19 protein-coding genes are annotated in these 22,201 nt (G+C 68.8%); 10 read left to right on the forward strand and 9 right to left on the reverse strand.

Going from position 1 to position 22,201, the window contains the following annotated elements:
* The first annotated feature begins 68 nt into the window (after positions 1-68).
* Positions 69-224 carry an HVO_2901 family zinc finger protein gene (locus C2R22_RS27110; protein ID WP_303645100.1) on the forward strand — a complete coding sequence of 52 codons (156 nt, stop codon included), beginning with the start codon at positions 69-71 and terminating at the stop codon, positions 222-224.
* Here the strand turns inward: C2R22_RS27110 and C2R22_RS11160 are convergent.
* Positions 221-2,035, reverse strand: coding sequence for a hypothetical protein (locus C2R22_RS11160; protein WP_103425824.1), 1,815 nt, complete (start codon positions 2,033-2,035; stop codon positions 221-223). The two genes, C2R22_RS27110 and C2R22_RS11160, sit on opposite strands and share 4 nt — an antisense overlap.
* A 147-nt stretch (positions 2,036-2,182) precedes the next feature.
* Here C2R22_RS11160 and gatE point away from each other — a divergent pair, with 147 nt between their 5' ends.
* Positions 2,183-4,051, forward strand: a complete 1,869-nt coding sequence (gatE, locus tag C2R22_RS11165; RefSeq protein WP_103425825.1) for a Glu-tRNA(Gln) amidotransferase subunit GatE — start codon at positions 2,183-2,185, stop codon at positions 4,049-4,051.
* A gap of 123 nt (positions 4,052-4,174) precedes the next feature.
* On the opposite strand, the gene C2R22_RS11170 is transcribed toward gatE, so the two are convergent.
* Positions 4,175-4,834, reverse strand: a complete 660-nt coding sequence (locus C2R22_RS11170; RefSeq protein ID WP_103425826.1) for a helix-turn-helix domain-containing protein — start codon at positions 4,832-4,834, stop codon at positions 4,175-4,177.
* Between the two features lie 39 nt (positions 4,835-4,873).
* Between C2R22_RS11170 and C2R22_RS11175 the strand changes: the two genes are divergently transcribed.
* The 3 genes from C2R22_RS11175 to C2R22_RS11185 all read left to right on the forward strand — a co-directional run bounded on the left by C2R22_RS11175 (position 4,874) and on the right by C2R22_RS11185 (position 8,253).
* Positions 4,874-5,776, forward strand: coding sequence for a cytochrome b family protein (locus C2R22_RS11175; protein WP_245902740.1), 903 nt, complete (start codon positions 4,874-4,876; stop codon positions 5,774-5,776).
* 124 nt (positions 5,777-5,900) lie between these two features.
* Positions 5,901-6,617 carry a ferredoxin--NADP reductase gene (locus C2R22_RS11180; protein WP_103427650.1) on the forward strand — a complete coding sequence of 239 codons (717 nt, stop codon included), beginning with the start codon at positions 5,901-5,903 and terminating at the stop codon, positions 6,615-6,617.
* Positions 6,618-6,672: 55 nt separating this feature from the next.
* A complete protein-coding gene (locus C2R22_RS11185; protein WP_103425827.1) occupies positions 6,673-8,253 on the forward strand; it encodes an acetolactate synthase large subunit in 1,581 nt (526 codons plus the stop codon).
* 50 nt (positions 8,254-8,303) lie between these two features.
* Here C2R22_RS11185 and C2R22_RS11190 read toward each other — a convergent pair whose 3' ends face one another.
* Positions 8,304-8,786, reverse strand: a complete 483-nt coding sequence (locus C2R22_RS11190) for an Lrp/AsnC family transcriptional regulator (protein ID WP_103425828.1) — start codon at positions 8,784-8,786, stop codon at positions 8,304-8,306.
* A gap of 207 nt (positions 8,787-8,993) precedes the next feature.
* Between C2R22_RS11190 and C2R22_RS11195 the strand changes: the two genes are divergently transcribed.
* On the forward strand, positions 8,994-9,893 hold the full coding sequence (locus C2R22_RS11195) for a DMT family transporter (RefSeq protein WP_245902741.1): 900 nt from the start codon (positions 8,994-8,996) through the stop codon (positions 9,891-9,893).
* A gap of 46 nt (positions 9,894-9,939) precedes the next feature.
* Here the strand turns inward: C2R22_RS11195 and C2R22_RS11200 are convergent, their stop codons facing one another.
* Positions 9,940-10,692 (reverse strand): RNA methyltransferase, encoded by a 753-nt coding sequence (locus C2R22_RS11200; protein ID WP_103425830.1) that lies wholly within the window; start codon positions 10,690-10,692, stop codon positions 9,940-9,942.
* Positions 10,689-11,327, reverse strand: coding sequence for a hypothetical protein (locus tag C2R22_RS11205; protein ID WP_103425831.1), 639 nt, complete (start codon positions 11,325-11,327; stop codon positions 10,689-10,691). The genes C2R22_RS11200 and C2R22_RS11205 overlap by 4 nt, the downstream gene beginning before the upstream one ends.
* A 181-nt stretch (positions 11,328-11,508) precedes the next feature.
* Here C2R22_RS11205 and C2R22_RS11210 point away from each other — a divergent pair, with 181 nt between their 5' ends.
* The gene (locus C2R22_RS11210; protein WP_103425832.1) at positions 11,509-12,648 is read left to right on the forward strand and encodes a dihydropteroate synthase; all 1,140 of its coding nucleotides are present in this window, start codon (positions 11,509-11,511) and stop codon (positions 12,646-12,648) included.
* Positions 12,649-12,817: 169 nt separating this feature from the next.
* Positions 12,818-13,492, forward strand: coding sequence for a 6-hydroxymethylpterin diphosphokinase MptE-like protein (locus C2R22_RS11215; protein ID WP_103425833.1), 675 nt, complete (start codon positions 12,818-12,820; stop codon positions 13,490-13,492).
* Between the two features lie 13 nt (positions 13,493-13,505).
* Here the strand turns inward: C2R22_RS11215 and C2R22_RS11220 are convergent, their stop codons facing one another.
* Positions 13,506-14,318 (reverse strand): hypothetical protein, encoded by an 813-nt coding sequence (locus C2R22_RS11220; RefSeq protein WP_103425834.1) that lies wholly within the window; start codon positions 14,316-14,318, stop codon positions 13,506-13,508.
* 289 nt (positions 14,319-14,607) lie between these two features.
* Here C2R22_RS11220 and C2R22_RS11225 point away from each other — a divergent pair, with 289 nt between their 5' ends.
* Positions 14,608-16,017 (forward strand): cryptochrome/photolyase family protein, encoded by a 1,410-nt coding sequence (locus tag C2R22_RS11225; RefSeq protein ID WP_103425835.1) that lies wholly within the window; start codon positions 14,608-14,610, stop codon positions 16,015-16,017.
* A 6-nt stretch (positions 16,018-16,023) separates the two neighbouring features.
* Here C2R22_RS11225 and C2R22_RS11230 read toward each other — a convergent pair whose 3' ends face one another.
* Positions 16,024-18,555 carry an efflux RND transporter permease subunit gene (locus C2R22_RS11230; protein ID WP_103425836.1) on the reverse strand — a complete coding sequence of 844 codons (2,532 nt, stop codon included), beginning with the start codon at positions 18,553-18,555 and terminating at the stop codon, positions 16,024-16,026.
* A gap of 9 nt (positions 18,556-18,564) precedes the next feature.
* The gene (locus tag C2R22_RS11235) at positions 18,565-20,178 is read right to left on the reverse strand and encodes a COG1361 S-layer family protein (RefSeq protein ID WP_103425837.1); all 1,614 of its coding nucleotides are present in this window, start codon (positions 20,176-20,178) and stop codon (positions 18,565-18,567) included.
* 231 nt (positions 20,179-20,409) lie between these two features.
* Between C2R22_RS11235 and C2R22_RS11240 the strand changes: the two genes are divergently transcribed.
* Positions 20,410-21,066 carry a DJ-1/PfpI family protein gene (locus C2R22_RS11240; RefSeq protein WP_103425838.1) on the forward strand — a complete coding sequence of 219 codons (657 nt, stop codon included), beginning with the start codon at positions 20,410-20,412 and terminating at the stop codon, positions 21,064-21,066.
* Here the strand turns inward: C2R22_RS11240 and C2R22_RS11245 are convergent.
* Complete coding sequence (locus tag C2R22_RS11245) at positions 21,031-22,197, reverse strand: MFS transporter (RefSeq protein ID WP_103425839.1); 1,167 nt, start codon at positions 22,195-22,197, stop codon at positions 21,031-21,033. The two genes, C2R22_RS11240 and C2R22_RS11245, sit on opposite strands and share 36 nt — an antisense overlap.
* Positions 22,198-22,201: the final 4 nt, after the last annotated feature.

The following is a 22,201-nucleotide window of genomic DNA, read 5'->3' on the forward strand; positions in this document are numbered from 1 at the left end:
TTCTCCTGAAACCGAAGAGAAGCGACATCTTGAAGCTACATGCAAGTGTCCTTGTCACTATGGCGGGGATGCAGATCACAAAGCAGTCCGGTCGAGACATGCTCGTATGCCGAAAGTGTGCCGCAGAGTTCCCCGAGGGGCGTGCTACCAAGGACGGGTGGCACTACGAGTGCCCCGAGTGTGGCGAGGCGGAAGGTATCGGTGAGGGGCTCCGGCGGCTCTAAGACGAGGCTCGATTCTCCCGACGACATCGCATCCCCCTGAGGGCTCCCGCCGCGACTCCGAGTCCGATTCCCCAGAGCGTCACGCCGACGCCGAACCCGGGCGTCTCGGTTCGGGTCTCGGTCACCTGTTCGCGCGTTTCTTCCGTCGACGTCGCCGTCTCCCGCTCCTCGGCAGTCGCCGACGGCGTCGGTGTTTTCGTCTCCGTCGACTCGCTCGTGGCCCGCTGGGCCGCCGGGTCGGTCGGATACGCGTCGAGCGCGTCGTTCGTGCCGTCGCCGTCGGTGTCCGCCCGCGTCGGGTCGGTCCGCGCCTCGCGCTCGTGGGAGTCCGAGAGCGTGTCGCCGTCGGTGTCCGCGACGAACGGGTTCGTCGCGGGCGTCGCCGTCACCTCCTCCTCGCTGGTGAGGCCGTCGCCGTCGGGGTCCAAATCGTCCCCCTGAACGTAGCGTGCGGGGTCGTCGGGAAGCGGCGGGAGCGCGTCGGTCGTGACGTAGCGGTCGAGCCACGGTCCGAGCGTCTCGTCGCCGGTCGTCTCGACGACCGCCGCCCGGAAGGCCGCGTAGTCGTCGAACGACGCGTTGGCGACGAAGACGTCGTACAGCGTCGCGTCGGTCCGCGCACGGATTTCGGCGTCGAGCGCGGCGAGGACGTGCGCGCCCTTCTCGTAGTCCGCGAGCGTCCCGCGCCAACTCTCCGGTTCGGAGAGGACGACAGCCGTCCGGTTCGGGGCGAACGAGTCGGCTCGCACCGACCGGTAGAACGCCTCGTAGGACGTGCCGCCGACGTTCACCACCGCGAGCGATCCGTAGTACTCGGCGGTGGCCTCGGTGAGCCACGCCGCCGACCCGTTGCCGACGCTCTCGAGGCGCGAGTGGACGTACTCGTGGGCGAACGCGTTCTCGGCCCCCGAGACGTGGGTCGCGTCCGCGGTCACCCAGAAGGCGTCACCGAACGCTTCCCCGGTCACGGTCGCCTCCTCCGTCTCGACGCGGCCCTCGTAGGGGAGCACGAAGACGACGAGGCGGTCGCGGCGGACCCCGAAGTCGAACCGTCCCTGGGCCCGTTCGAGGAACGCCCGGGCGGCCGAGACGTTCCCCTCGGTGGTTCCGCTGCCGACGACGAATCGGATCGTCTCGGTCGACTCGCTCACCTCGACCGTGTCGTACGGTCCCATGAACGCCATGCGGTCGGTCGCGTAGCCCGTCTCTTCGACCCGCGTCTCCGAGACGAGGCGGGGGCGCGTGCCGGTGTACGTGACGTCGAGACCGGTCGGCGGCACCGTCGCGAACGCCCAGTCGTCGCGTTCGACCCCCCACTCGTCGGTCGATATCTCGTCGGTCGACACGTCGAGTTCGAGCGCGAGGGTCGGCGCGGACGTCGACCGGGTCCACTCGAACGCCGTCTCGCCTCGCCTGTCGAACCCCTCGCTGTCGACGACCGAGATGGACGGACCGGCGAGGTCCGGTAGTCTGACCCGGAGGTCCGTCACCCCGGTCGGAATCTCGTACGCCAGTTCGAGCCGGACCGTCCCGCGAGCCTCGCCGCGCGCGAACGTCTGGCGCTCGCGGATCCGTGGCTCGTGTCGTGACGGGAGCGTCATCTGGTCGCCACCGGGAGCCGCGACGCTCGACGGGGCGGGTGGGTCGGCGTCGCTCACCTCCGTCGACCCGGCGGGTGCGGGCGGCGGTTCGACGGGAGCGGGCGACGCTCCGGCGACCACGGCGGCGACGCCCGGCACCGAGCAGGCGACCGACCCGACCACGAGCGTGAGCACGAGGAGCGACAGCGCACGCGTCCGTGGCGGGGACATTACTGGCGCGTACGCGGAGCGGCCACTTCAACTCGCTCCTCCGTTCTCGATGTTCGGGCCGTTGTCGGGCGGAGCCGACGCGGTGACCACGGCACGTCGTGACGGAACTGGAGCCTTTTTTACGCCCGCCGTTCGGAGAGGGGACCAATGAGCGCGTACGACTACGAGGACCTCGGGCTCGTCGCGGGGCTCGAGATCCACCAGCAACTGGACACCTCGCGCAAACTGTTCTGCGAGTGTCCGACCGAGCGCCGCGAACCCGAGGAGTCTCACCGTCGGCTCACCCGGTATCTCCACCCGACGAAGAGCGAACTCGGCGAACTCGACGACGCCGCCCTCGAAGAGAGCCGCGTCGACCGCGAGTTCGAGTACCTCGGCTTCGACACCACCTGCCTGGTCGAGGAGGACGACGAGCCACCCTCCCGGCTCTCGCGGGAGGCGCTCGACGTGACGATGCAGATAGCCGCCCTCCTCGACATGGAGGCGGTCGACCAGGCGCACGTCATGCGAAAGCTCGTCATCGACGGCTCGAACACGTCGGGCTTCCAGCGCACCACGCTCGTCGCGCAGGCGGGGGAGATTTCGACCACCGAGGGACCGGTCTCCGTCGAGGACCTCCTCCTCGAAGAGGAGTCGGCCCAGCGCGTCGAAGCCACGGAGAAGGGAGTGCGGTGGTCGCTCGACCGCCTCGGGATTCCCCTCGTGGAAATCGGCACCGGCCCGGACATCTCCTCGCCGGAGCAGGCCCGCGAGGCCGCCGAGACTATCGGCATGCTGCTGCGCTCCACGGGGAAGGTGAAACGCGGCCTCGGCACCATCCGCCAGGACGTCAACGTCTCCATCGCCGACGGCGCGCGCGTCGAGATCAAGGGCGTTCAGGCGCTCGATCAGATCGACGAAATCGTCCGGCTCGAAGTGCGGCGACAGGTCGAACTCCTCGCCATCCGCGACTCCTTGCGGGAACGCGACGCCGCGGTCGGGGAGCCACGGGACGTCTCCGACGTGTTCGAAGACACCGACTCGAGCGTCATCGCCGGCGCGCTCTCGTCGGGAGGCACGGTCGGCGCCCTTCGCCTCGACGGCTTCGACGGCCTCGTCGGCCACGAACTCCAGCCCGACCGCCGGTTCGGCACCGAACTCTCGGACCACGCGAAGCGCCACGGCGCGGGCGGCGTCTTCCACACCGACGAACTACCCGCCTACGGCGTGACCGAAGCGGAGGTCGAGTCGCTGCGCGAGGCTGTGGACGCTGGTCCCGAGGACGCCGTCGTCCTCGTCGCCGACGCCCCCGAGACGGTTGACCTGTCTCTCGAAGCCGTCGCCGAGCGCGCGCGCACGGCCGTCGAGGGCGTCCCCGAGGAGACGCGCGACGCCCTGGAAGACGGCACCACGCGCTACCTCCGCCCGCTCCCCGGCGCGGCGCGGATGTACCCCGAGACGGACGTCCCGCCGGTCGAACCCGACCCCTCCGAGGTGGAGGTGCCCGAACTCCTCACCGAGAAGACCGAGCGCTACCAGGAGGCGTACGGCCTCGGCGCCGGCCTCGCCGAGCAGGTGGCGTACGGCCGGCGGTTCACCCTCTTCGAGGCCGCCGTGGAGGAAGGCGTCGACCCGACGCTCGCCGCGAACACGCTGGAGTCGACGCTGACCGAACTCCGCCGCGACGACGTCCCGGTCGAGAATCTCACCGACGACCACCTGATGGAACTCCTCCTGCTCGTCGAGGGCGGCGACCTGGCGAAGGAGGGCGTCGGCGACGTCCTCTCGGTGCTCGCGGAGAACCCCGACCTCTCGGCCGAGGAGGCGGTCGAGGAGGCCGGCCTCGCCGGCGTCGGCGACGAGGAGGTCAGAGCGGCCGTCGTCGAAGTCGTCGAGCGCAACGCCGATCAGATCGACGAGCAGGGCATGGGCGCGTTCTCGGCGCTCATGGGCGAAGCGATGGGCGCGCTCAGAGGGAAGGCCGACGGCGGTCAGGTGAGCGACGTCCTGCGCGAGGAGATTCAGAAACGGGCCTGAAATCTCGGAGCCGCGCCTGCAACGACCGGAGCGACTCCCGGGTCACTCTTCTACGCTTCGCGCTCCGGACGTCGTGCTGAACTCGAAGCGAACGGAACGCCGGTCGCCGGGAGCCACTCGCCGTCAGGAGGGCGTCATCGACTCGAAGACGCGCTCTTCTATCTTCCGGAGGTGGTCGCCGACGGTCGACGGGGCTAGGTCGACGGCCGCGGCGATGTCCTCGTGCGTCGCCTGTCGGGGCGCCCGATAGTATCCGAGGTCGACGGCGGTCGTCAGTATCTCCTGCTGCCGAGCGGTCAGCGAGCGCATGAACCGCTCGGCGCTCGGCTCGTACTCGCCGCTCTCGACGACTTCGAACGAGAACGACTCCAGCGCCGTCGCCCGTTCGAACAGGCGCTTGAACGCCCGCTGGTCCCCGAGGAGTGTCATACGCTGTGAGCCGTCCGACTGAAACAGCATCGGCGTCTCGATGACCACCTCTGCGTCCCGCTGCCACTCCATGACCTGTCGGACTGCTTCGGACGTGTCGAGGTGGCTCACCGCCATCCAGCGGTCCGTTCCCGAGGCCATGTAGTCGATCACCGAGGGTGACGAGGACATTATCTCCTCGTATCGGTCACGGTCGCCCGACCCCTCCGCCAGCAACAAAACCGTCCCGTCGTCGAGCAGTTCGACGTGGTGAATGGCCTCTCGTCGAATCGACGGCTCTTCGGACAGTCGTCTCCCGAGCGGGTGGAACCCCTCACCCCGGGACGGGGAGAGCCGGAGCGTCACGTACCGCATACCGGCACCTACCCGAGCGCCCGACTTAAAACGGCGTGGATGACCGCCAGAAGCCCGTTGGCCCTCACTCCCGTCGGTGAAGACATGGAGACGAAGCAGTCCTCGACGTCCGCAGACCGGCCCTCCTCCCATCGGACGCCCGGTCCCGACGACCAGTCGACGAACGAGACGCCGGACGGAGACGAGGACGAGGACGCGGACGAGAAAGCCCGCACCGACGGTGCTGGCGTCGTCGCACCGGACGCCGAGGCGCCGGCCTGGGAGGAACGGAAGGCGCGACGGGTCGGCCTCCCTCGGCTCACGTACGAGTACTTCGAGCGCGCCCGTCACGAGGACGAGGCACTCAGACGGGAGTCGACGTACGTCGAGCGGGACGTCCTGGGTTTTCCGACCTGGCCGCACGAGGTGATCCGGAACCTCTCCATCGCGTCGTTCTTCGTCGGGATGGTCCTGTTTCTCGCGGCGACGATGCCGCCGCACATCGGCCCTCCCGCCGACGGGTCGACGACGCCGGCGGTCATCCTCCCTGACTGGTATCTCTACTGGTCGTTCGGTCTGCTGAAACTCGGCCCGCTCAACCCCGAACTGACCGTCCTCGGCGGGGAGAAACTGCTCGGGGACCGCCCGTACGGCGTGCTCGCGAACCTGGTGGTCGTCGGCGTCATCACGCTCGTCCCGTTCTTGAACAAGGGGTCGGCCCGTCGTCCAGTCGAGCAGCCGTTCTGGTCTGCGGTCGGCGTCGGCGGCGTCGTGTTCGCTTTCACCATCAGCGTCTACTCCGCGAAGAACCTCGTCCCGATGAACGTCGACCTGCTGTTCGATCTGACGTTTCTCCTCCCGCCCGTCGCGAGCGTCGTCGCCTACGCGGTGTTGAAGACGATGCGCGAGGGCTACATGTACGACCTCAACCGCCGGTACTACCGGCTCCGACCGCCGAAGTGAGTCGCGCTCGGTGTCGCGTTCGCGAGGACAGCGCAGTCTCGTCGGTGTCGACGGCCGCCTTGCAGAGCCGTGCCGGTCGCTTATCACCGTCCGGTCACTGGACCAAATGTCGATTCTCACTCACATGACGCACACAGCAATCATCGAGGACACGTATCCTCTCACGCCCCGCGTGAACGGCTTCCGGCTGCGGGTTCCGGGCCACACGTTCGACTACGAGCCCGGTCAGCACACGACGGTTCGGTTCGAGTCCGGCGACGAAGAGGTCGTCCGGCCGTACACGCCGACGAACCTCCCGGGCACCGATCAGCTCTCGCTCGCCATCAAGCGCTACGACGACGGCCTCGCCTCCTCGTACATGCACACGAAGCGCCCGGGCGACGAGGTGACCATCGGCGAACTCGACGGGAACCTGAGCCTCGCGGACACCGACCGCGACGTGGCGTTCCTCTCGACGGGCGCCGGCATCACTCCCATGCTCGCGATGCTCCGCCAGTACCTCCGAGTGGGCACCGGCGACGCGACGTTCCTCTTCGGCGAGCAAGACGAGTCCTCTCTCATCCACCGGGGGACGCTGAACGACCTCGCCGTCGAGCACGACCGCCTCGACGTGGCGTTCACGCTGTCGGACCCGAACTGGGAGTGGACGGGGCGGGCCGGCTACGTCCAAGAGCACCTCGAATCGACGTTCGACGACTTCGAGCGGACCGACTTCTACGTCTGCGGCGTGCCGGAGATGGTCGTCGACACGAAGGAGAGACTGCGTGAACTCGGCGCCCCGGACGACCGGATTCACAGCGAGGGATGGGAAGGAGACGCCGTGGACGAGAGCGAGTCGTGAGCCGAGCGATGCTCACCGGCACGGACGCCGACGTCTCGAAGGCGCGAGAGGAGCGATGACGCGGGTCTCGGACCTCGTCGTGGACTGTCTGGCGGCCGAAGGCGTCGAGTACGTGTTCGGCCTCCCCGGCGAGGAACTGGAGGACCTGCTGTTTTCGATTCGCGACTCCGACGTGACGTTCGTCCCCGTCCGTCACGAACAGGGGGCCGCCTTCATGGCCGACGTCCACGGGCGTCTCACCGGGGAGGCGGGGGTCTGTCTCGCGACCCTCGGTCCCGGCGCGACGAACCTCCTCACGGGCGTCGCGGACGCCCACCTCGACAAGGCGCCGCTGGTCGCGCTCACCGGCCAGGGGAGCCGCGAACGGCTGAACAAGGAGAGCCACCAGAACCTCGACGTCGTCGACGTCGTCGAACCCGTCGTGAAGTGGAACGCGCAGCTCTCGGACCCCGCGGGCGTCGCGGAGTCGATGCGGAAGGCGTTCAAGGTCGCCGAGTACGAGAAGCCCGGCGCGACCCACCTCGAACTCCCCGAGGACGTCGCCGCGGCGGAGACGGACGACGAACCGCTCCCCGTCCGCCCGTCGGTCGCACGGCCCGCCGCGAACCGGGATGCGCTCGCGGACGCGGCCGACGCGCTCGCCGAAGCCGAACAGCCGCTCGTCCTCGCCGGCAACGGCGCGGTCCGGGCGGACGCCGCCGCGTCGCTGGCGGCGTTCGTCGACGCGACGGGCGTGCCCGTGGTGTCGACGTACATGGGGAAAGGCGCGCTGTCGGACCGCGACGAGCGGTCGCTGATGACGCTCGATTCGGGGCCGGAGGAGGCCGCGGGCGGAGCGGTCGAGGCGGCTGACTGCGTGCTCGCCGTCGGGTACGACATCGCCGAGCACGACCCCGCCGGCTGGAACCCCACCCGCGAGAAGACCGTGATTCACCTCGACAGCGAACCGGCCGAGGTGTACGCCCACTACAACCCCGAGGTGGAGGTCATCGCGGACCCCTCGCGTGCGCTGGACCGTCTCGCCGACGCGCTCGACCGCGAGTGGGACGTCTGGTGTGCCGACGCCCGCGAGCGGGTGTACGGACACGCGACGAGTGAGCCAGACCCCGACGACCCGGTGACGGTGGCGAACACGCTCCCGGCACTCCGGTCGGCCATGGCCGACTCGGACGTTCTGATCTCCGACGTCGGGAGCCACAAGATGGCCATCGCCAAGCGCTTCCCCGTCTTCGAGCCCGGCCGCTGTGTGATATCCAACGGCCTCGCGTCGATGGGTATCGCCGTTCCGGGGGGTGTCGCGGCCGACCTCGCTGTCGACGACGAGGTGGTCGTGGCCACCGGCGACGGGGGATTCCTGATGAACGCGGCCGAACTGGAGACCGCCCGCCGGCTTGACTGCTCGTTCACCACGGTCGTGTTCCGCGACGACGACTACGGGCTCATCTCGGAGAAACAGACCGAACACCGCGGCGAGTCGTTCGGGACCGGCCTCGGCAACCCCGACCTGGTCGCGTTCGCGGAGAGCTTCGGCGTCCGGGCGGAGCGCGTCAGTTCCCTCGCGGGGTTCACGGCGGCAATCGACGACGCCGTCGGGAGCGACGACCAGCGGCTCATCGACGTTCCGCTCGACGGCTGAGTCCGCACGACTGACCGCCGGGCCGCCGTCTCCAGCCGCCACGTGCGGCCCTAGTCGTCGATCAGTTCGGAGAGGAGCGTGTCGAGGCTGTAGCTTTCGAGGGGACGGGTGCTGTCGCGGAGGCTCGAAATGACGAACGTCGAGTTCGTCCGTTCGACCTCCGGAACCGACTCGAAGTCGCGGATGAGTCGCTCCACGTCGTCGCTGTCGGGAAGGCGCGCGACGACCACGAAGTCGGTCTCGCCCATCGTGAAGTACAACTGGGTGACGCCCTCGATGTCGAGCAGTCGCTCGGAGATGTCCTCGTACCGGTCGTAACTCGCGAGCACCTCGACGATGACCGTCACGCCCAGTCCGAAGGCGTCGAGGTCGACGTCGTAGAGGTCGTTCTCGATGACCCCCGCCTCGCGGAGGTTGTTCAGGCGGTAGTGAATCGTCGAGACGGGGATTCCCGTCTCCTCGTGGAGTTTCTCGGGGCTGCCCGTCCCGAGGTCGGAGATGGCTTTCAGGAGCGTGATGTCGCGCTCGTCCATAGCGGGGTATAGCCGTAACGGGGACTTGAACTCCATGCCATGGACGTGCTCCCCGGTCGAATTGGGAGCGAACTCTCACGAAAATACGAGATTAACGTGGAATAAAAATTGAGAATTTAGTAGAAGGATTTAACAACATCAGGCCCTTGAGTCTGAATCGAATCCGATAAGATGCCCTCCATAAAGACAAAAATACAATCAATCCCCGTGCTGTTCGTTCTGCTCGCCATCGTCTGGGGCTCCTCGTTCGTCGCTATCGAGGTCGGCCTCGAACGCGTCCCACCGCTTCTCTTCGCCGCGTTGCGGTACGACGTGGCCGGCGTGGTAGTTCTCGCGTACGCGGCGCTCACCTACGAGCGGTGGCTCCCCCGCGGACGGGCGGACTGGGTCCCAATCGCACTCGGCGGCGTCCTCCTCATCGCTGCCTTCCACGCCCTCTTGTACCTCGGGCAAGGCTCCGTCTCGGGCGCCGTCGCCGCCGTCGTGATCAGTCTCGTTCCCCTGCTGACGGCGGTGTTCGACCACACGCTCCTCGGCGAGCGGCGCCTCGACCCCGTCGGCGGGGCGGGGTTCGGGTTCGGCATCGTCGGCGTCGCCGTCGTCGCCAGCCCCACGCCGGGCGCGGTCGGCTCCGAGTCGCTCTTCGGGGTCGGACTCGTCTTCCTCGCGGCGGTCGCGTTCGGCCTCGGGAGCGTCATCACCCGGTCGTCGACCTCTACTCTCCCGGTCGTCGCCCAACAGGGCTGGACGATGCTCTTCGGGTCGGCGGTTCTGCACGCCGCCAGCGTCGTCCGCGGCGAACCGTTCGTCGCGGGCGCGTGGACGCCCTCGGTCCTCGTGGCGTTCGTGTATCTCGCGCTCGGTTCGGGGGTCCTGGGCTTCCTGCTGTACTTCGAGCTTCTCGGGAGGGTCGGTCCGTCCGACCTCAACCTGGTCAACTACGTCACCCCGGTCGTCGCAGCGGTCGTCAGTTGGGCCGTCCTCGGACAGGTGATCGACGCGACCACCGTCGCGGGCTTCGCCGTCGTCTTCGTCGGCTTCGCCCTCCTCAAGCGCGACGTGGTCCGCTGTCTCCTCCGCTCGCGGTGGGCTGTCGCGGACTGCTGAACCCGCCGAACGGAGCGCCCCTTCTCTGTCGACCGCCGGCCGTCGACTACTGTTGTTTCTCGGGCGGTTGCACGCGCTCGGAGGCCTTCCGGAAGAGCCCGGTCAGCGTCGTGATCTCCCGCTCGGTCGGGTGCGCTCTCCCCACGAGACGCCTGAGCATCCGCATCGTCTTCTCGCGCTTGTGGTCGCGGTGTTCGATCTGCGAGAGGAACGACTCGAAGAAGTCGTAGAAGCGGTCGATGTCGGCTTCGGCGGCGCGTTCGCGCTCGACGTCCGGCAACTGGGTGTCCTCGACGCCCCGCCCGAGCGTGAGCGTCCGCAGTTCGTACAGCGCGACGGTCGCCGCCTGTCCGAGGTTGAGGACCGGATACTCCTCCGAGGCCGGGATGGAACACACCTCGTCGAGTCGCTCTAACTCCGCGTTCGACAGCCCGGTCCCCTCCCGCCCGAAGACGAGCGCCGTCCGCGTCTCGACGCGGGCGAGCGAGTCGGCCAACTGTCGGGGGGTCGTGAACGGAAAGCGGACGTGCCGGCGGGCGTCCTCGTTGGTGATAGCGGTGAACCCGACCGTGTGGAAGTTCTCCACGACGAAGTCGAAGGTCACCTCCTCGGCGTCGGGGAGGACGTCCTCCCGCGCGTGCCCGGCGAAGCCGTACGCCTCGCTCTCACGGTCGATTGCGGGCGGGTTCACCAGCTTCAGGTCCGAGAAGCCGAAGTTCTTCATCGCGCGGGCGATGGTCCCGACGTTTCCCGGCGTCTCTGGTTCGACCACGACGACTACGGGGGCCTCCGAACTCATCGCGTCGGGTAGTCCGCGCCGAGGTCGAGGTCAGCGTCGTCGGCGTCGGCGTCGGTGTCGGCCGCCTCGTCTCCGTCCTCGTCGTCGGTCTCCTCGCTCTCGCCGTCGAGTTTCGCGGGGCGGTCGAACGGCGTCCCCTCGCGGAGGTCGATCTGCTCGCCCTCGAACTCGTTCGTCTCCTCCAGACGGCGCTGTACCTCCTGTGCGTCCGGCGGGTCCGGCAGCGTGTCGGGGTCGGTCTCGACGTGTTCTAAGCCGGCGTACCCCTCGGGCGCACGACCGCCCGCGGCGAACCACTCGTGGAACGCGTCGCGGAACTCCTCGTCGCCCGCGAGGCCTCTCCCACCGCCCTCGCGGAACCAGTAGAGGAAGTCGGCCTCGTGAGCGTCACAGAGCAGCACCTCGTCGAGCGGTTCGCCGTAGACGATGGTCGCCTGTCGGCACCGATCCTTCTCGCTCTCCCCGTGGACGAGATAACAGGCGTCGCAGGGGCGTTCGACGATGAGCGACAGGCGGACGAGTCGGTGTCGGGTCTCCTTGGGAATCTCCGTGAGCGGGCGGAACTCCCCCTCCTCGGTGAACACTTCGCGCTCTTCGAACCGCCAGCCGCGAAGTCCGATGCTGACCTTCGACATACCATCTCTACCCTCGGGACGGACAAAAAGAGCGTGACTCGCGGCCGTCCCGGTCGACTGCCTTCGGTCCGTCCGCGCGGCTCACGGGACCGGCGGTGTCACCGTCTCCCATCGTCGTGGGTCGTTGCCCGTCCGTCACCGCGACCGGTCGGCATATTACGACAGAGTCCTCAGCGCGAGTATGCGAACGGTCAACGCAGCCGGCCTGGCCATCGGCGACGACGCGCCTCCGCGCATCATGGGCGTGTTGAACGTCTCGAAGGAATCGCCGTACAAGCCGAGCGTCTTCAACGACTCCGCCGAGGCCGCCGAGTACGTCGACACCGAACTCATCGACCAGGGGGCGGACATCGTCGACATCGGCCTCGAATCGGCGAACAAGAAGTTCGAGGTCCTGTCGGCAGAAGACGAACTCGACCGGCTCGAAACCGCCCTCGCCGTCGTAGAGAGCGTCTCCGGCGACGCCGTGTTCTCCATCGAGACGCGGTACCACGAGGTGGCGGAGGCGGCCATCGAGGGCGGGTTCGACATGGTGAACGACATCTGCGGCTTCGCCGACCCCGAGATGCCGCGCGTCTGTGAGGAGTACGACGTCGCCGTCGCGAAGATGGCCTCTCCCCCCGACCTCGAACGCCCGGGCGCCGTCGAGCGGGTCGACGACATCTACGACGCCCTCGAACTGAACGGCTTCACCGACAAGACCATCGTCGACCCCGCCTTCGGCGGGTGGTCCGAGGAGAAGACGCTCGAAGACGACCGCGAGACGTTCCACCGACTCCGGGAGTTTCGGGGATACGGCCGCCCCATCCTCGTTTCGATCAACCGTAAGAACTTCCTCCGCGACGTCGCGGGACGGTCGACCGAGGAGGCGCTCTCGGTGTCGCTCGCGGCGACGGCCATGGCCGTCGAGCGCGGGGCGCACGTCGTCCGGACCCACGACGTCGCCGAGACGCGCGACGCGGCGCTCATCGGCCGGGAGTTCACCCGCGAGCGCGTCCGCGAGACGGGTGACATCGCTATCGAGGAACTCGACGTGACGACGGCCGGCGACGCGGCCCGACACCTCGACCGACTCGGTGCGGACACCGAACCCGCCGCGGAGAGCGTCGTCCGGACCGTCGAACTCACGGGCGTGAGCGACGAGGAGCGTGCCACACTGGACACCGTGGCCCGGGAGGCCGGCGTGACGTTCGTGGTGGGGAGCGACCGTGACCGACTCCTGCTCCTCGGGACGCCCGGCGGGTTCGCCCGACTTCGGGCGGCCGTCGACGACCCGGACGGGACGCTCGACGCGGCGCTCGAACGGCTTCCGACGGCGTGAACCTCCCCCGAACCCGATATTCACGTACGAGAAAACTTATGCAGGATCATCGTAAACCGACCACGCGGAAGCCGGAAGGGCACGCGGGTAGGGGTACACGCTGCCACTCCGGCTCGTGCGGTTCGTCCCCTATTTATCGGCGAGCGAGGTACGACACGGAGCGGTGGGTATGAACTTCGACGAGTGGGAACCCGTCTACGAGCGCATCCTCGCGGACTTCGGGTTCGACCGCGCTGGGGACGAACGAGCCAGGGACGTCTGCCGGTCACTCCTCGACGCCGCCTTCGACGTCGAGAGCCTCCGTGACGACGTCGCGGGGAGCAGCGTCGCCGTCGTCGGTGCCGCGCCGTCGCTGGAACGGGAGGTCGACCGGGCGGCCGACGCCGACCACGTCTTCGCCGCGTCGACGGCGGCGGACGTCTGTCTCGACCACGGCGTCGACGTCGACCTGATGGTGACGGACCTCGACAAGAACCCCGAGACGGCCGTCGACCTCACCCGCGAGGGGACGCCCGTCGCAGCACACGCCCACGGCGACAATATCCCCCTCCTCCGGACGTGGCTCCCCCGCTTCGCATCCGAGGCGACGCTCCCGACGACCCAGGCCGCGCCCGCCCCGCCGGTGACGAACTTCGGCGGCTTCACCGACGGCGACCGGGCGGCGTTCCTCGCCGACCACCTCGGAGCCGACGCGCTCGTCTTCGTCGGCTGGGACTTCGAAGATTCGAGCGTCGAGCCGACGAAAGCGAAGAAGCTCCGGTGGGCGGCGCGACTGCTCACCTGGCTCGAATCGCGCCGTGACGACCGCTTCGCCGTCCTCGACGGGCACAGAGAGTCGCTCTGACGCGCCAGGGCGGTCACCGACCGACGACGGATGGAGAGGTGTCGTCGCCGACGACGGCGACGCTGGCGCTGAAGGCGCTCTCGAAGAGGCGGGCGTCGCAGTCCGCACAGGTCACCGCGACGGTCCGCCCGAGCGCGCCGGGCACGCGGCTTGCTGCACGGTCGAGCACCGTCGTCCCGTCGCAGGCGGGACAGACGTCCAGATAGAGCCGGAGCGTCGAGAGCATCGCGCCGCGCCGCTGCGGGGAAGAGAGGTCCCACTGGGGGTACCGACGACGGAGTTCGTGGATGCTCGCCGTGTCGGCGACCAGCGCGGCACGCGAGAGCCACGCCCCGAGCGGAGTACCGGACACCTCGGCGAACAGGACACCCGCCCGCCACCGGAGGGTGACGCGCTCGGGGTCGACGCCGAGCGCCTCAGAGAGCGCGCGAGCGTCGTCCTCGCGCGGGCCGGCCGAGCGGACGCGCGCGCGCCACGCGGCGAGGAACGACGCCGTCGGCTGGAACCCCCCGTTCGCACGCGCTAGCACTCCCGCCCGGAGGAGTTCCTGTTCGTCCTGCGGCACCGGGTCGGGAGTGCCTGCGGACGCGGACCACTCGGTGACCGCGCGGACGAGCGCGGGCGTCCCCGGGACGGCGTACCCACGGAGGACCAGAAGCACCACACTCACACCGATGAGGAGCGTTCCGGCCAGCGGGACGAGTCGTTCGACGCCGACGGCGAGGAGGCTCACCACGAGGACGTTGGCGACGACGAACCCCGGTTCGCGGGCCCGTCCCGTGTACGACGGATGCCTGAGGGACGAGACGAGCGCGACGAGATTCATCTGTGGTACGGCCCGGGAAGGGGCGTCTGTATCCGTGTATCGTATTCCCCATGGTTAGGTATGGGCCGAATACTGTCCAGTTATGAGGGGATTCGCGACGGTAGGGACCCCTGAACCGGTCGGAATCGGTGAATAAGTCAGACGAAACGTATCAAATGGCACATGTATCGCGGCGTTAATTCTCACGTCTTTCGGGAAGTCCGGGTATCGGGACCCCAACGACGGCGTCTCGCTCGACCCGAGCGGGAGAGGCCGGTAGTTTCTCCTCTGCCCTCCCCTTGCGGTCGGTATGCAGCTTCATTGGCACCGGCGCGACCTCCGGACCGCGGACAACCGGGGGCTCGCGACCGCCGCCGACGCCGGCCCGGTCGTCCCGCTTTTCGTCTTCGACGACGCCGTCCTCGAACACGCGGGCTCGGCGCGGGTCCGCTACATGCTCGACGCGCTGGACGCGCTGCGGGCGCGGTATCGGGCGCTCGGCTCGGACCTCGTCGTCCGCCGCGGCGACCCCCGCGAGGTCGTCCCGGCGGTCGCGTCGGACGTCGGAGCCGAGCGCGTCGGCTGGAACAAGGACTACTCGGGGCTCGCCCGCGAGCGCGACACGGCCGTCCGGCGGGCGCTCGACGACGCCGATATCGCCCGCGAGAGCGTCCACGACCACCTCCACCACGAGCCCGGCTCCATCACGACCAACGCGGGCGAGCCGTACTCGGTGTACACCTACTTCTGGAAGAAGTGGCGCGACCGCGACAAAGCGGAGCCGTATCCCGAGCCGTCGGGCGACGGTCTCGCCGACCCGGACGTCGTCGACGACGCCGGCTCCCTCCCCACCATCGAGGACCTCGGTTTCGCGGAACCGAACGCGACGGTTCCGGAGGCGGGAGCCGACCCCGCACGCGAACGGCTCGACCGGTTCTGTGACGACGGCATCTTCCGGTACGAATCCGACAGGGACTACCCCACGAGGGAGGCCGTCTCGCGGCTCTCGGCGGACCTCAAGTGGGGGACGCTGGGGGTGCGTGAGGTGTACGCCGCCACGGAGTCGGCGATGGCGGCGGCCGACGGGGAGGAGACGGAGTCGGTCGAGGAGTTCCAGTCCCAGTTGGCGTGGCGGGAGTTCTACACGCACGTCCTCTTCTTCAATCCCGAAGTGGTCACGGAGAACTACAAGACGTACGAGCACGACATCGAGTGGCGCGACGACGAGGCGGAGCGAGAGGCGTGGCGCGAGGGGGAGACGGGCTACCCCATCGTCGACGCGGGGATGCGCCAACTCAAGGAGGAAGCGTACATGCACAACCGCGTCCGAATGATCGTCGCCTCCTTCCTCACGAAGGACCTGCTGTGTGACTGGCGGCACGGCTACGCGCACTTCCGGGACCTGCTGGTCGACCACGACACGCAGAACGACAACGGCGGCTGGCAGTGGGCGGCCTCGACGGGCACCGACGCACAGCCGTACTTCCGCATCTTCAACCCGATGACGCAGGGCGAGCGGTACGACCCCGACGCCGGATACGTTACGGAGTACGTTCCCGAACTCGAAGGCGTCGACCCCGACGTCATCCACTCGTGGCACGAACTGTCGAGCGAGGCGCGGCGCGAGGCCGCGCCCGACTACCCCGACCCGGTCGTCGACCACTCCGAGCGTCGGGAGGCGGCGCTCTCGATGTTCGAGCGGGCGCGCGGCGACGACTGACCGGGACTAGTCGGTCGTGGTCGTCGGTCCCGAGACGCCGCCGGAGCGGTCGGCACCGGGCGTGGCGGCGTCGACGCCGCCCGCGCCGAAGAGCCGCTCCCAGACGACCAGCGCCGACGGCAGGACGACGAGCGACGCCACGAACGCGTAGAACACCGACAGAGCCGCGATGAGCCCGAAGTCCCCGATAGCGGGGAAGACGGAGAGCACGAGCACGCCGATGCCGAACATGGTCGTGAGCACGCTGCCGAGGAGCGCCCCGCCGGTCCCGTAGACGGTGCGCGAGAGCGCCGAGAGCACGGTCGGCTGGAGCTCCCGCTCGTCGATGTAGCGGTGGGTGAGGTGGACGGAGTAGTCGATGCCGAGGCCGATGGTCATCGCCAGCACCGTCGCGGTGAAGGCGTTGAGCGAGAAGCCCAGATAGCGCATCGACCCGGCGACGAACGCGACGGTGACGACGATGGGGACGAGGTTGGCGATGCCGAGCGTCGCTCTCCCTTCGAGGACCCAGTAGATGAACACGAGGAAGGCGGCGGTGCCGGCGATGGCGAGCCCGAGGCTGACGATGGCGGACTCGAAGATGATGTCCGAGATGGCCTTGAAGACGACGATACTTCCCGTCGCTGTCGCGCCCATCCGGTAGCGCTCGGCGACGGCGCGGGTGTCGTCGGTGACGTCGGCGTCCGACTCGTCCGCCTTCACCGCGTAGACCACGCGAGCGTTCCGGCGGTCCTCGGTGAGGTATTCGAGCGTCTGTCCGCGCGCCGGGGAGGTAAAGAGGTAGTCGTACACCTCGTCGAGGTTCTGGTCGGGGATGCCGTTGGCGTTCCGGTCGTTTCGGGCCACGAGGGCGTCGAACGCGGGGTCGCGCTCCTGGTAGGCGAGGATGACGGTCACGATGGACGTCTCGCGGGCGTGACGACCGTCGCGCACGAACGTGTCGGGCGGGTCCTCGCCGGCCTTCCACATCGACTCCAGCGCCGAGTTCCGCTCCATCGGTCCCTCGACGAATATCACGGTCTCGTCGTCCTCGCTCGACTCGAAGTTGTCTTCGAGGAAGTTGATCGTCGCGGTGATGGTGTACTCGCCGGGCTTGAACGGCTCCGGCAGGACGTCGTAGAAGTCGGCCGTCTCCTCGGGCGGGAGGAACTGCTCCTGTGAGAAACTGGTGTCGATGCCGGACGCGTAGTACGCGGCGTATCCCGACGAGACGACTGCGACGAGGAGGAGCAACACGGGAATGCGCTTGGCGAGAGAGACGCCGACCGAGAGGACGCCGCCGAGCGACGACCCCTCCGAGCCGATGGGCGACTGCGAGAGCGTCGGGATGGGGTAGCGCTCGCGGAGGTCGTCGGTGTACAGCTTCAGCGCGGGGAGGAAGACGCCGAAGACGAGGAAGGTGAAGACGATGCCGATGGCGGCGACGACGCCGAACTCCCGGATGGGGAGCAACCCGCTGACGAGGTTCGACGAGAAGCCGATGACCGTCGTGGCGGTGACGATGAAGAAGGCGACGAGAAGCTGGTCGGTCGTGGTGCGCATCGCCCGGACGGGGTCGTCCTCGACCAGTCGTTCCTCGCGGTAGCGGTTGATGGCGTGGATGCCGAAGTCGATGCCGACCGCGAGTAAGAGAGGAGGAACGGCGATGAGAATCTGCGAGAAGGCGATGCCGGCGAAGCCCATGAAGCCGAACGTCCAGATAATTGCCATCCCGAGCGCGAGGGTCCCCAAGACGAGGTCGACCAGGTCGCGGTAGGCGACGACGAGAAAGAGGATGATGAAGAACACGGCCGCGGGGACGACGATGAGCAGCGAGTCGCCGATGACGGTGCCGAACTCCTGAGAGATGACGCCGGAGCCGAAGACGACGATGTCGCCGCCGGCCGCATCGGCCACGTACACCGCTTCGAGCTGGATGGGTTCGAGCGGGCTGGCCCCGCCCTGACCCGACCCGCTGGAGATGCCGGTCGGCACCTCGTGGCGGACGATGCCCACCGTCGCCGAGGCGTACGCCGCCGTCGGGTTGAAGTCGTCGCTCAGAAGCGAGGCGAAGCCGGGGTTCTCCCGCGCGAGCGTGCCGACGGCGACCCGGATTTCACTCGGTGTCGCGCGCTCGACGGCGTCGATTTCCTCCTCCAGGGTCGCCGCCGACGGGTCGAGTTGCCGGGCGACGATGCGGGCGGCGCTCTCGGTGGAGACCACGCGCATGTCGGGGTCGTCGGCCATTCGCTCTTGCACGCGGAGCATCCGGAGGAGACCCTGCTTCGAGAGGACGTTCTCCTCGCGCTGGATGAGCTGTGTCGACCCCTCGTCGGGGGCGAACGGGTCGGAGAACTTGTCGTTGACGTCCTGCAGCGCCTGCTCCGCCGGGACCTCCTCGGAGAACTGTTCGGTCCCGGACTCGGTCGACACCGACGGGAGGCCGACGGCGAACCCGGCGGTCAGGACGAAGAAGACGAGGACGACGGTCCCCGGTCGGCCCGTGATCCACCCGTCGGCCGCGTCGATGAACCGCTGGTAGTCGAGTTTCGCTGGCACGGCCGCACCTTACCTCCGGCGGACGACGACCACGGCGGCACTGAGGAGGACGACGGCACCGACGCCGACGATGAGACCGAACGGGAGGCCCCCGCCCGACGACTCCTCGACCGTTACGGGCAGTCTGAACGAGTCCGAGACCTGGGTCGTGCCGTCCTCGCGGTCGTACTCGAAGTCGACCGAGACCGGGTAGTCCTTGGCGAACGTCGAGCCACCGGTGCTGATCTGGAAGGTGACCTCCGCCGACTCGCCGGGTTCGAGCGAGTCGATGAACGCCTCGTCGTCGCTGGAGGAGATGGGGTCGTCGACGAACAGTTTCGCGGAGATGTCCGAGAGGGTCTCCTCCTCGGCGTTCGTCACCGTGAGGGTCAGTCGGCCGGAGTCGCCGGCGCCGAGCGTCGACTCGCTCGCCTCGACGGTGAACGGGTCGCGCTCGGGGGCGACGTCGATGCGGGCGGTGAGCGGGTCGCTCGTGCGGACGTCGCCGTCCTCGTTCTCGTACTGGACCGCGAACGACAGCTGTCGCGACCCGGGGTCGGCGGCGCTCGACACCTCGACGTCGAACGAGAACTCGGCCGAGTCGCCGGCGGCGAGGTCGGGGATGGCGAACTCCGTCTCGCCCGCGTCGAAGTTGGCGCTCGTCGGCTCGAAGACGACGACGGCGTCGGAAATCGACGCGGGGCCGTCGTTCGTCACCGTTCCCTCGACGCGGCCCTCGTAGTTGACACGCAGGGTCGAGGAGACGTCCGAGAGCGAAAAGGACTGCTCGGCGAGGGGACGGACGCTCGTCCGGAGTTCGTTCGACGTCCGGGCGATGCCGTCGGTGTCGGTGTACGTCACCGCCCCGGTGAGCGTGTAGTCGCGGAGTTCGGCGTCGTCGACGAGATTGACGGGGAAGGTCGCCGTCTTCGTCTCGCCGGGGCGCCACGACCCGACGAAGCTCTCCGCGGTGGCGACCCCGCCGAAGCTGAGGTCGCCGTTGGCCGAGGTGAGTTGGACGCTCGACTCGCGGGCGAGTTCGGTCCCCACGTTCGTCACCGCGACGGCCATGGTCCCGTTGTCACCGATCTGGACGCCGGTTTCGACGTCGACGACGCGGAACCGCGCCCGTTCCTCGACGACGACCGGAACGGAGAGCCGACGTGTCACGGAACGGTCGTTGAACCGCGGGTTGTCGTTCGGCGCCTCCTCGTCGTACGTCACCACCCCGGTGTACGTGTAGGAGACGGTCACCGGGAGTTCGTATCGCCCCGGCGGAACGCCCTCCGGGACGGTGACGTCGATGTCGACGGGGCCGACGACGCCCTCGGGAATCTGCCCGACGGCGACGCTCTCCGTCTCGATGTCGAGTCCCGGCACGTCGCCGATGTCGAGCGTCGTCGCCCGGGCGGTCGTGACCCGCGTCGTGAACCGCTCGGGGCCGCCACGGACCAGGACGCCGTCGTTGACGACGAGCACTTGGATGGTCGTCGCCTCGCCGGGGACCACCCGGTTGTCCGGCACCGACAGCGAGAGGTCGGGCCGGCCGATGACCTGATTCTCCGCGGCGGCCGCGAGCGGGACGGCCGAGAGGACGACGAGGAGGGCGAAGACGACGGCGAGGAGTGAGCGTGTGGGAGCCATGACTCGTTGAGTATTCACTCATCTTCGACAGCAGTGGATAATAACGTGTCGCTTTTATAAGTCAGATGAAAGGTCCCCCCGTGAAAGACGGAGACACGCCGAGCCCTCGTGACCCGCCGAATCCGACCGTCGGGGGCGGTCTCGTCGAGGTCGGCGGACGCCTCTGGGCGGTGAACACCATCGAGGGTGGTGACAAACGTTTTGCGCGGTGGGCGCGACGCTTCACGCCGTATGACACGAACGTCAGCGTCAGGCGACGCGGTCGACGTCGAGGTGGTGCTTTACGACGGGTTCGACGAACTCGACGGGGTGGGGCCGTACGAGGTGTTCGAGACGGCCGGGGCGTTCGTCGCGGAGGGCGACGGCGGAATCAGGGTCCGGACGGTGACGCTCGACGGGCGGGAGTGGGTGACTGCGAGTCACGGGCTCCGTATCGGCGTCGACGGGACCCTCGGCACGCCCGACCTGCTCGTCGTCCCCGGCGGCGGGTGGAACGCCGGGGACGACCGCCCCGGTGCGCGTCGCGAGGCCGAACGGGGAGCGATCCCCGAGGCGATTCGTGGCCTCGCCGACGAGGGCGTGACCGTCGCGGCCGTCTGCACGGGAGGGATGCTCCTCGCCGAGGCCGGTATCCTCGACGGGCGACCGGCCGTCACGCACGCGAGCGCGCTCGACGACCTCCGGGCCACCGACGCTGACGTGGTCGACGCGCGCGTCGTCGACGACGGCGACGTGCTCACCGCCGGCGGCATCACCTCGGGGCTGGACCTCGCGCTGCATCTGGTACGGCGGTACTGTGGGACCGACGTCGCCGAGCGCGTCGCAACGGAGTTGGAGTACGACGCGGACCCCTCACGCGTGTTTGTCGCGGGCGAGGCCGACGAGTAAGGCACCGGCGACGAGGGTACATCCGGCGAGGAGCGTCCAGCCCGCGTCGTACGAGAGGGTGTCGGCGAGGTAGCCGAAGACGGGCGGCGTGGCGAGTCCGCCGAGGTTGAGGGCCGTCTGTCCGCCCGCGGTGGCCGCGCCGACCTGGTCGTCGGGGACGAGCGCGGTGAGACACGCGTAGTAGACGCCGGGAAAGCCGAGGATGAACAGCCCCAGCACGGCGAAGGCGACACCGGCGGCCGAAGGGGAGCCGGCCGCGACGACACCGCCGAAGGCGACGACGGCACAGAGCGCCTGAGCGACGAGTACCTGCGCCGACGAACGCGCGTCGCCGCCCGAGAGCCAGTCCGCGACACTGCCCCCGACGAGCCGGCCGACGCTCCCCGTCACCTGCACCGACGCGAGCACCAGTCCGCCGAACGCGGCGGCCGCCCCGACCGACTCGGTGAGGTGGAGGACGACGTAGCCCGTCGTCGTGAACACCGCCGCGCCGAAGAAGAAGCCGGCGGCGACGAGCGGGCGGTAGCCGTCGAGTCCGGCGAGGCCGCGAACGTCCGGCGGGGCCAGCACGCCCGACCCCTCCCGGCCCCGGTAGGTGAGCGCGAAGACGACGGCGACACACACGGCGAGGACGGCCGCGACGCCGAAGCCGACCCGCCAGCCGTACCGGGTTCCGGCGGCCGTGGTGACGAGGAGCGCGCCGAGGCCGCTGCCGACGGTGACGCCGACCTGTTTGACGTTCATCGCCAGATTTCTCCGGCCCTCGGGGGCGACGACCAGCACGGCTCGGTTCGTCGACGGCATCGCCGTCGCGTACGCACAGCCGACGACGGCCAGCGCGAGGAGCAAGAGCGGAAAGGAGGGCGCGAGCGAGACTCCGACCATCCCCGCGGCCAGTGCGGCGAGTCCGGCGACCATCACCGGTCGCTCGCCGTAGCCGTCGACGGCTGCACCGGTGAGAAAGAGAAAAGCGGTGTAGCCGGCCAGCGTCGCCGTGAGCGAGACGCCGACGAGCGTGCGCGAGACGCCGAAGCTCTCCCTGACGAAGGCCGTCGCCGCGAAGATGGCGTAGAAACAGAGACTCGCCGTTACCTGCCAGCCGCTCACGACGCCGACACCTCGCCACGTCACGTCC

It is taken from the genome of Salinigranum rubrum (genome assembly GCF_002906575.1).
GTDB classification, from domain to species: Archaea; Halobacteriota; Halobacteria; order Halobacteriales; family Haloferacaceae; genus Salinigranum; species Salinigranum rubrum.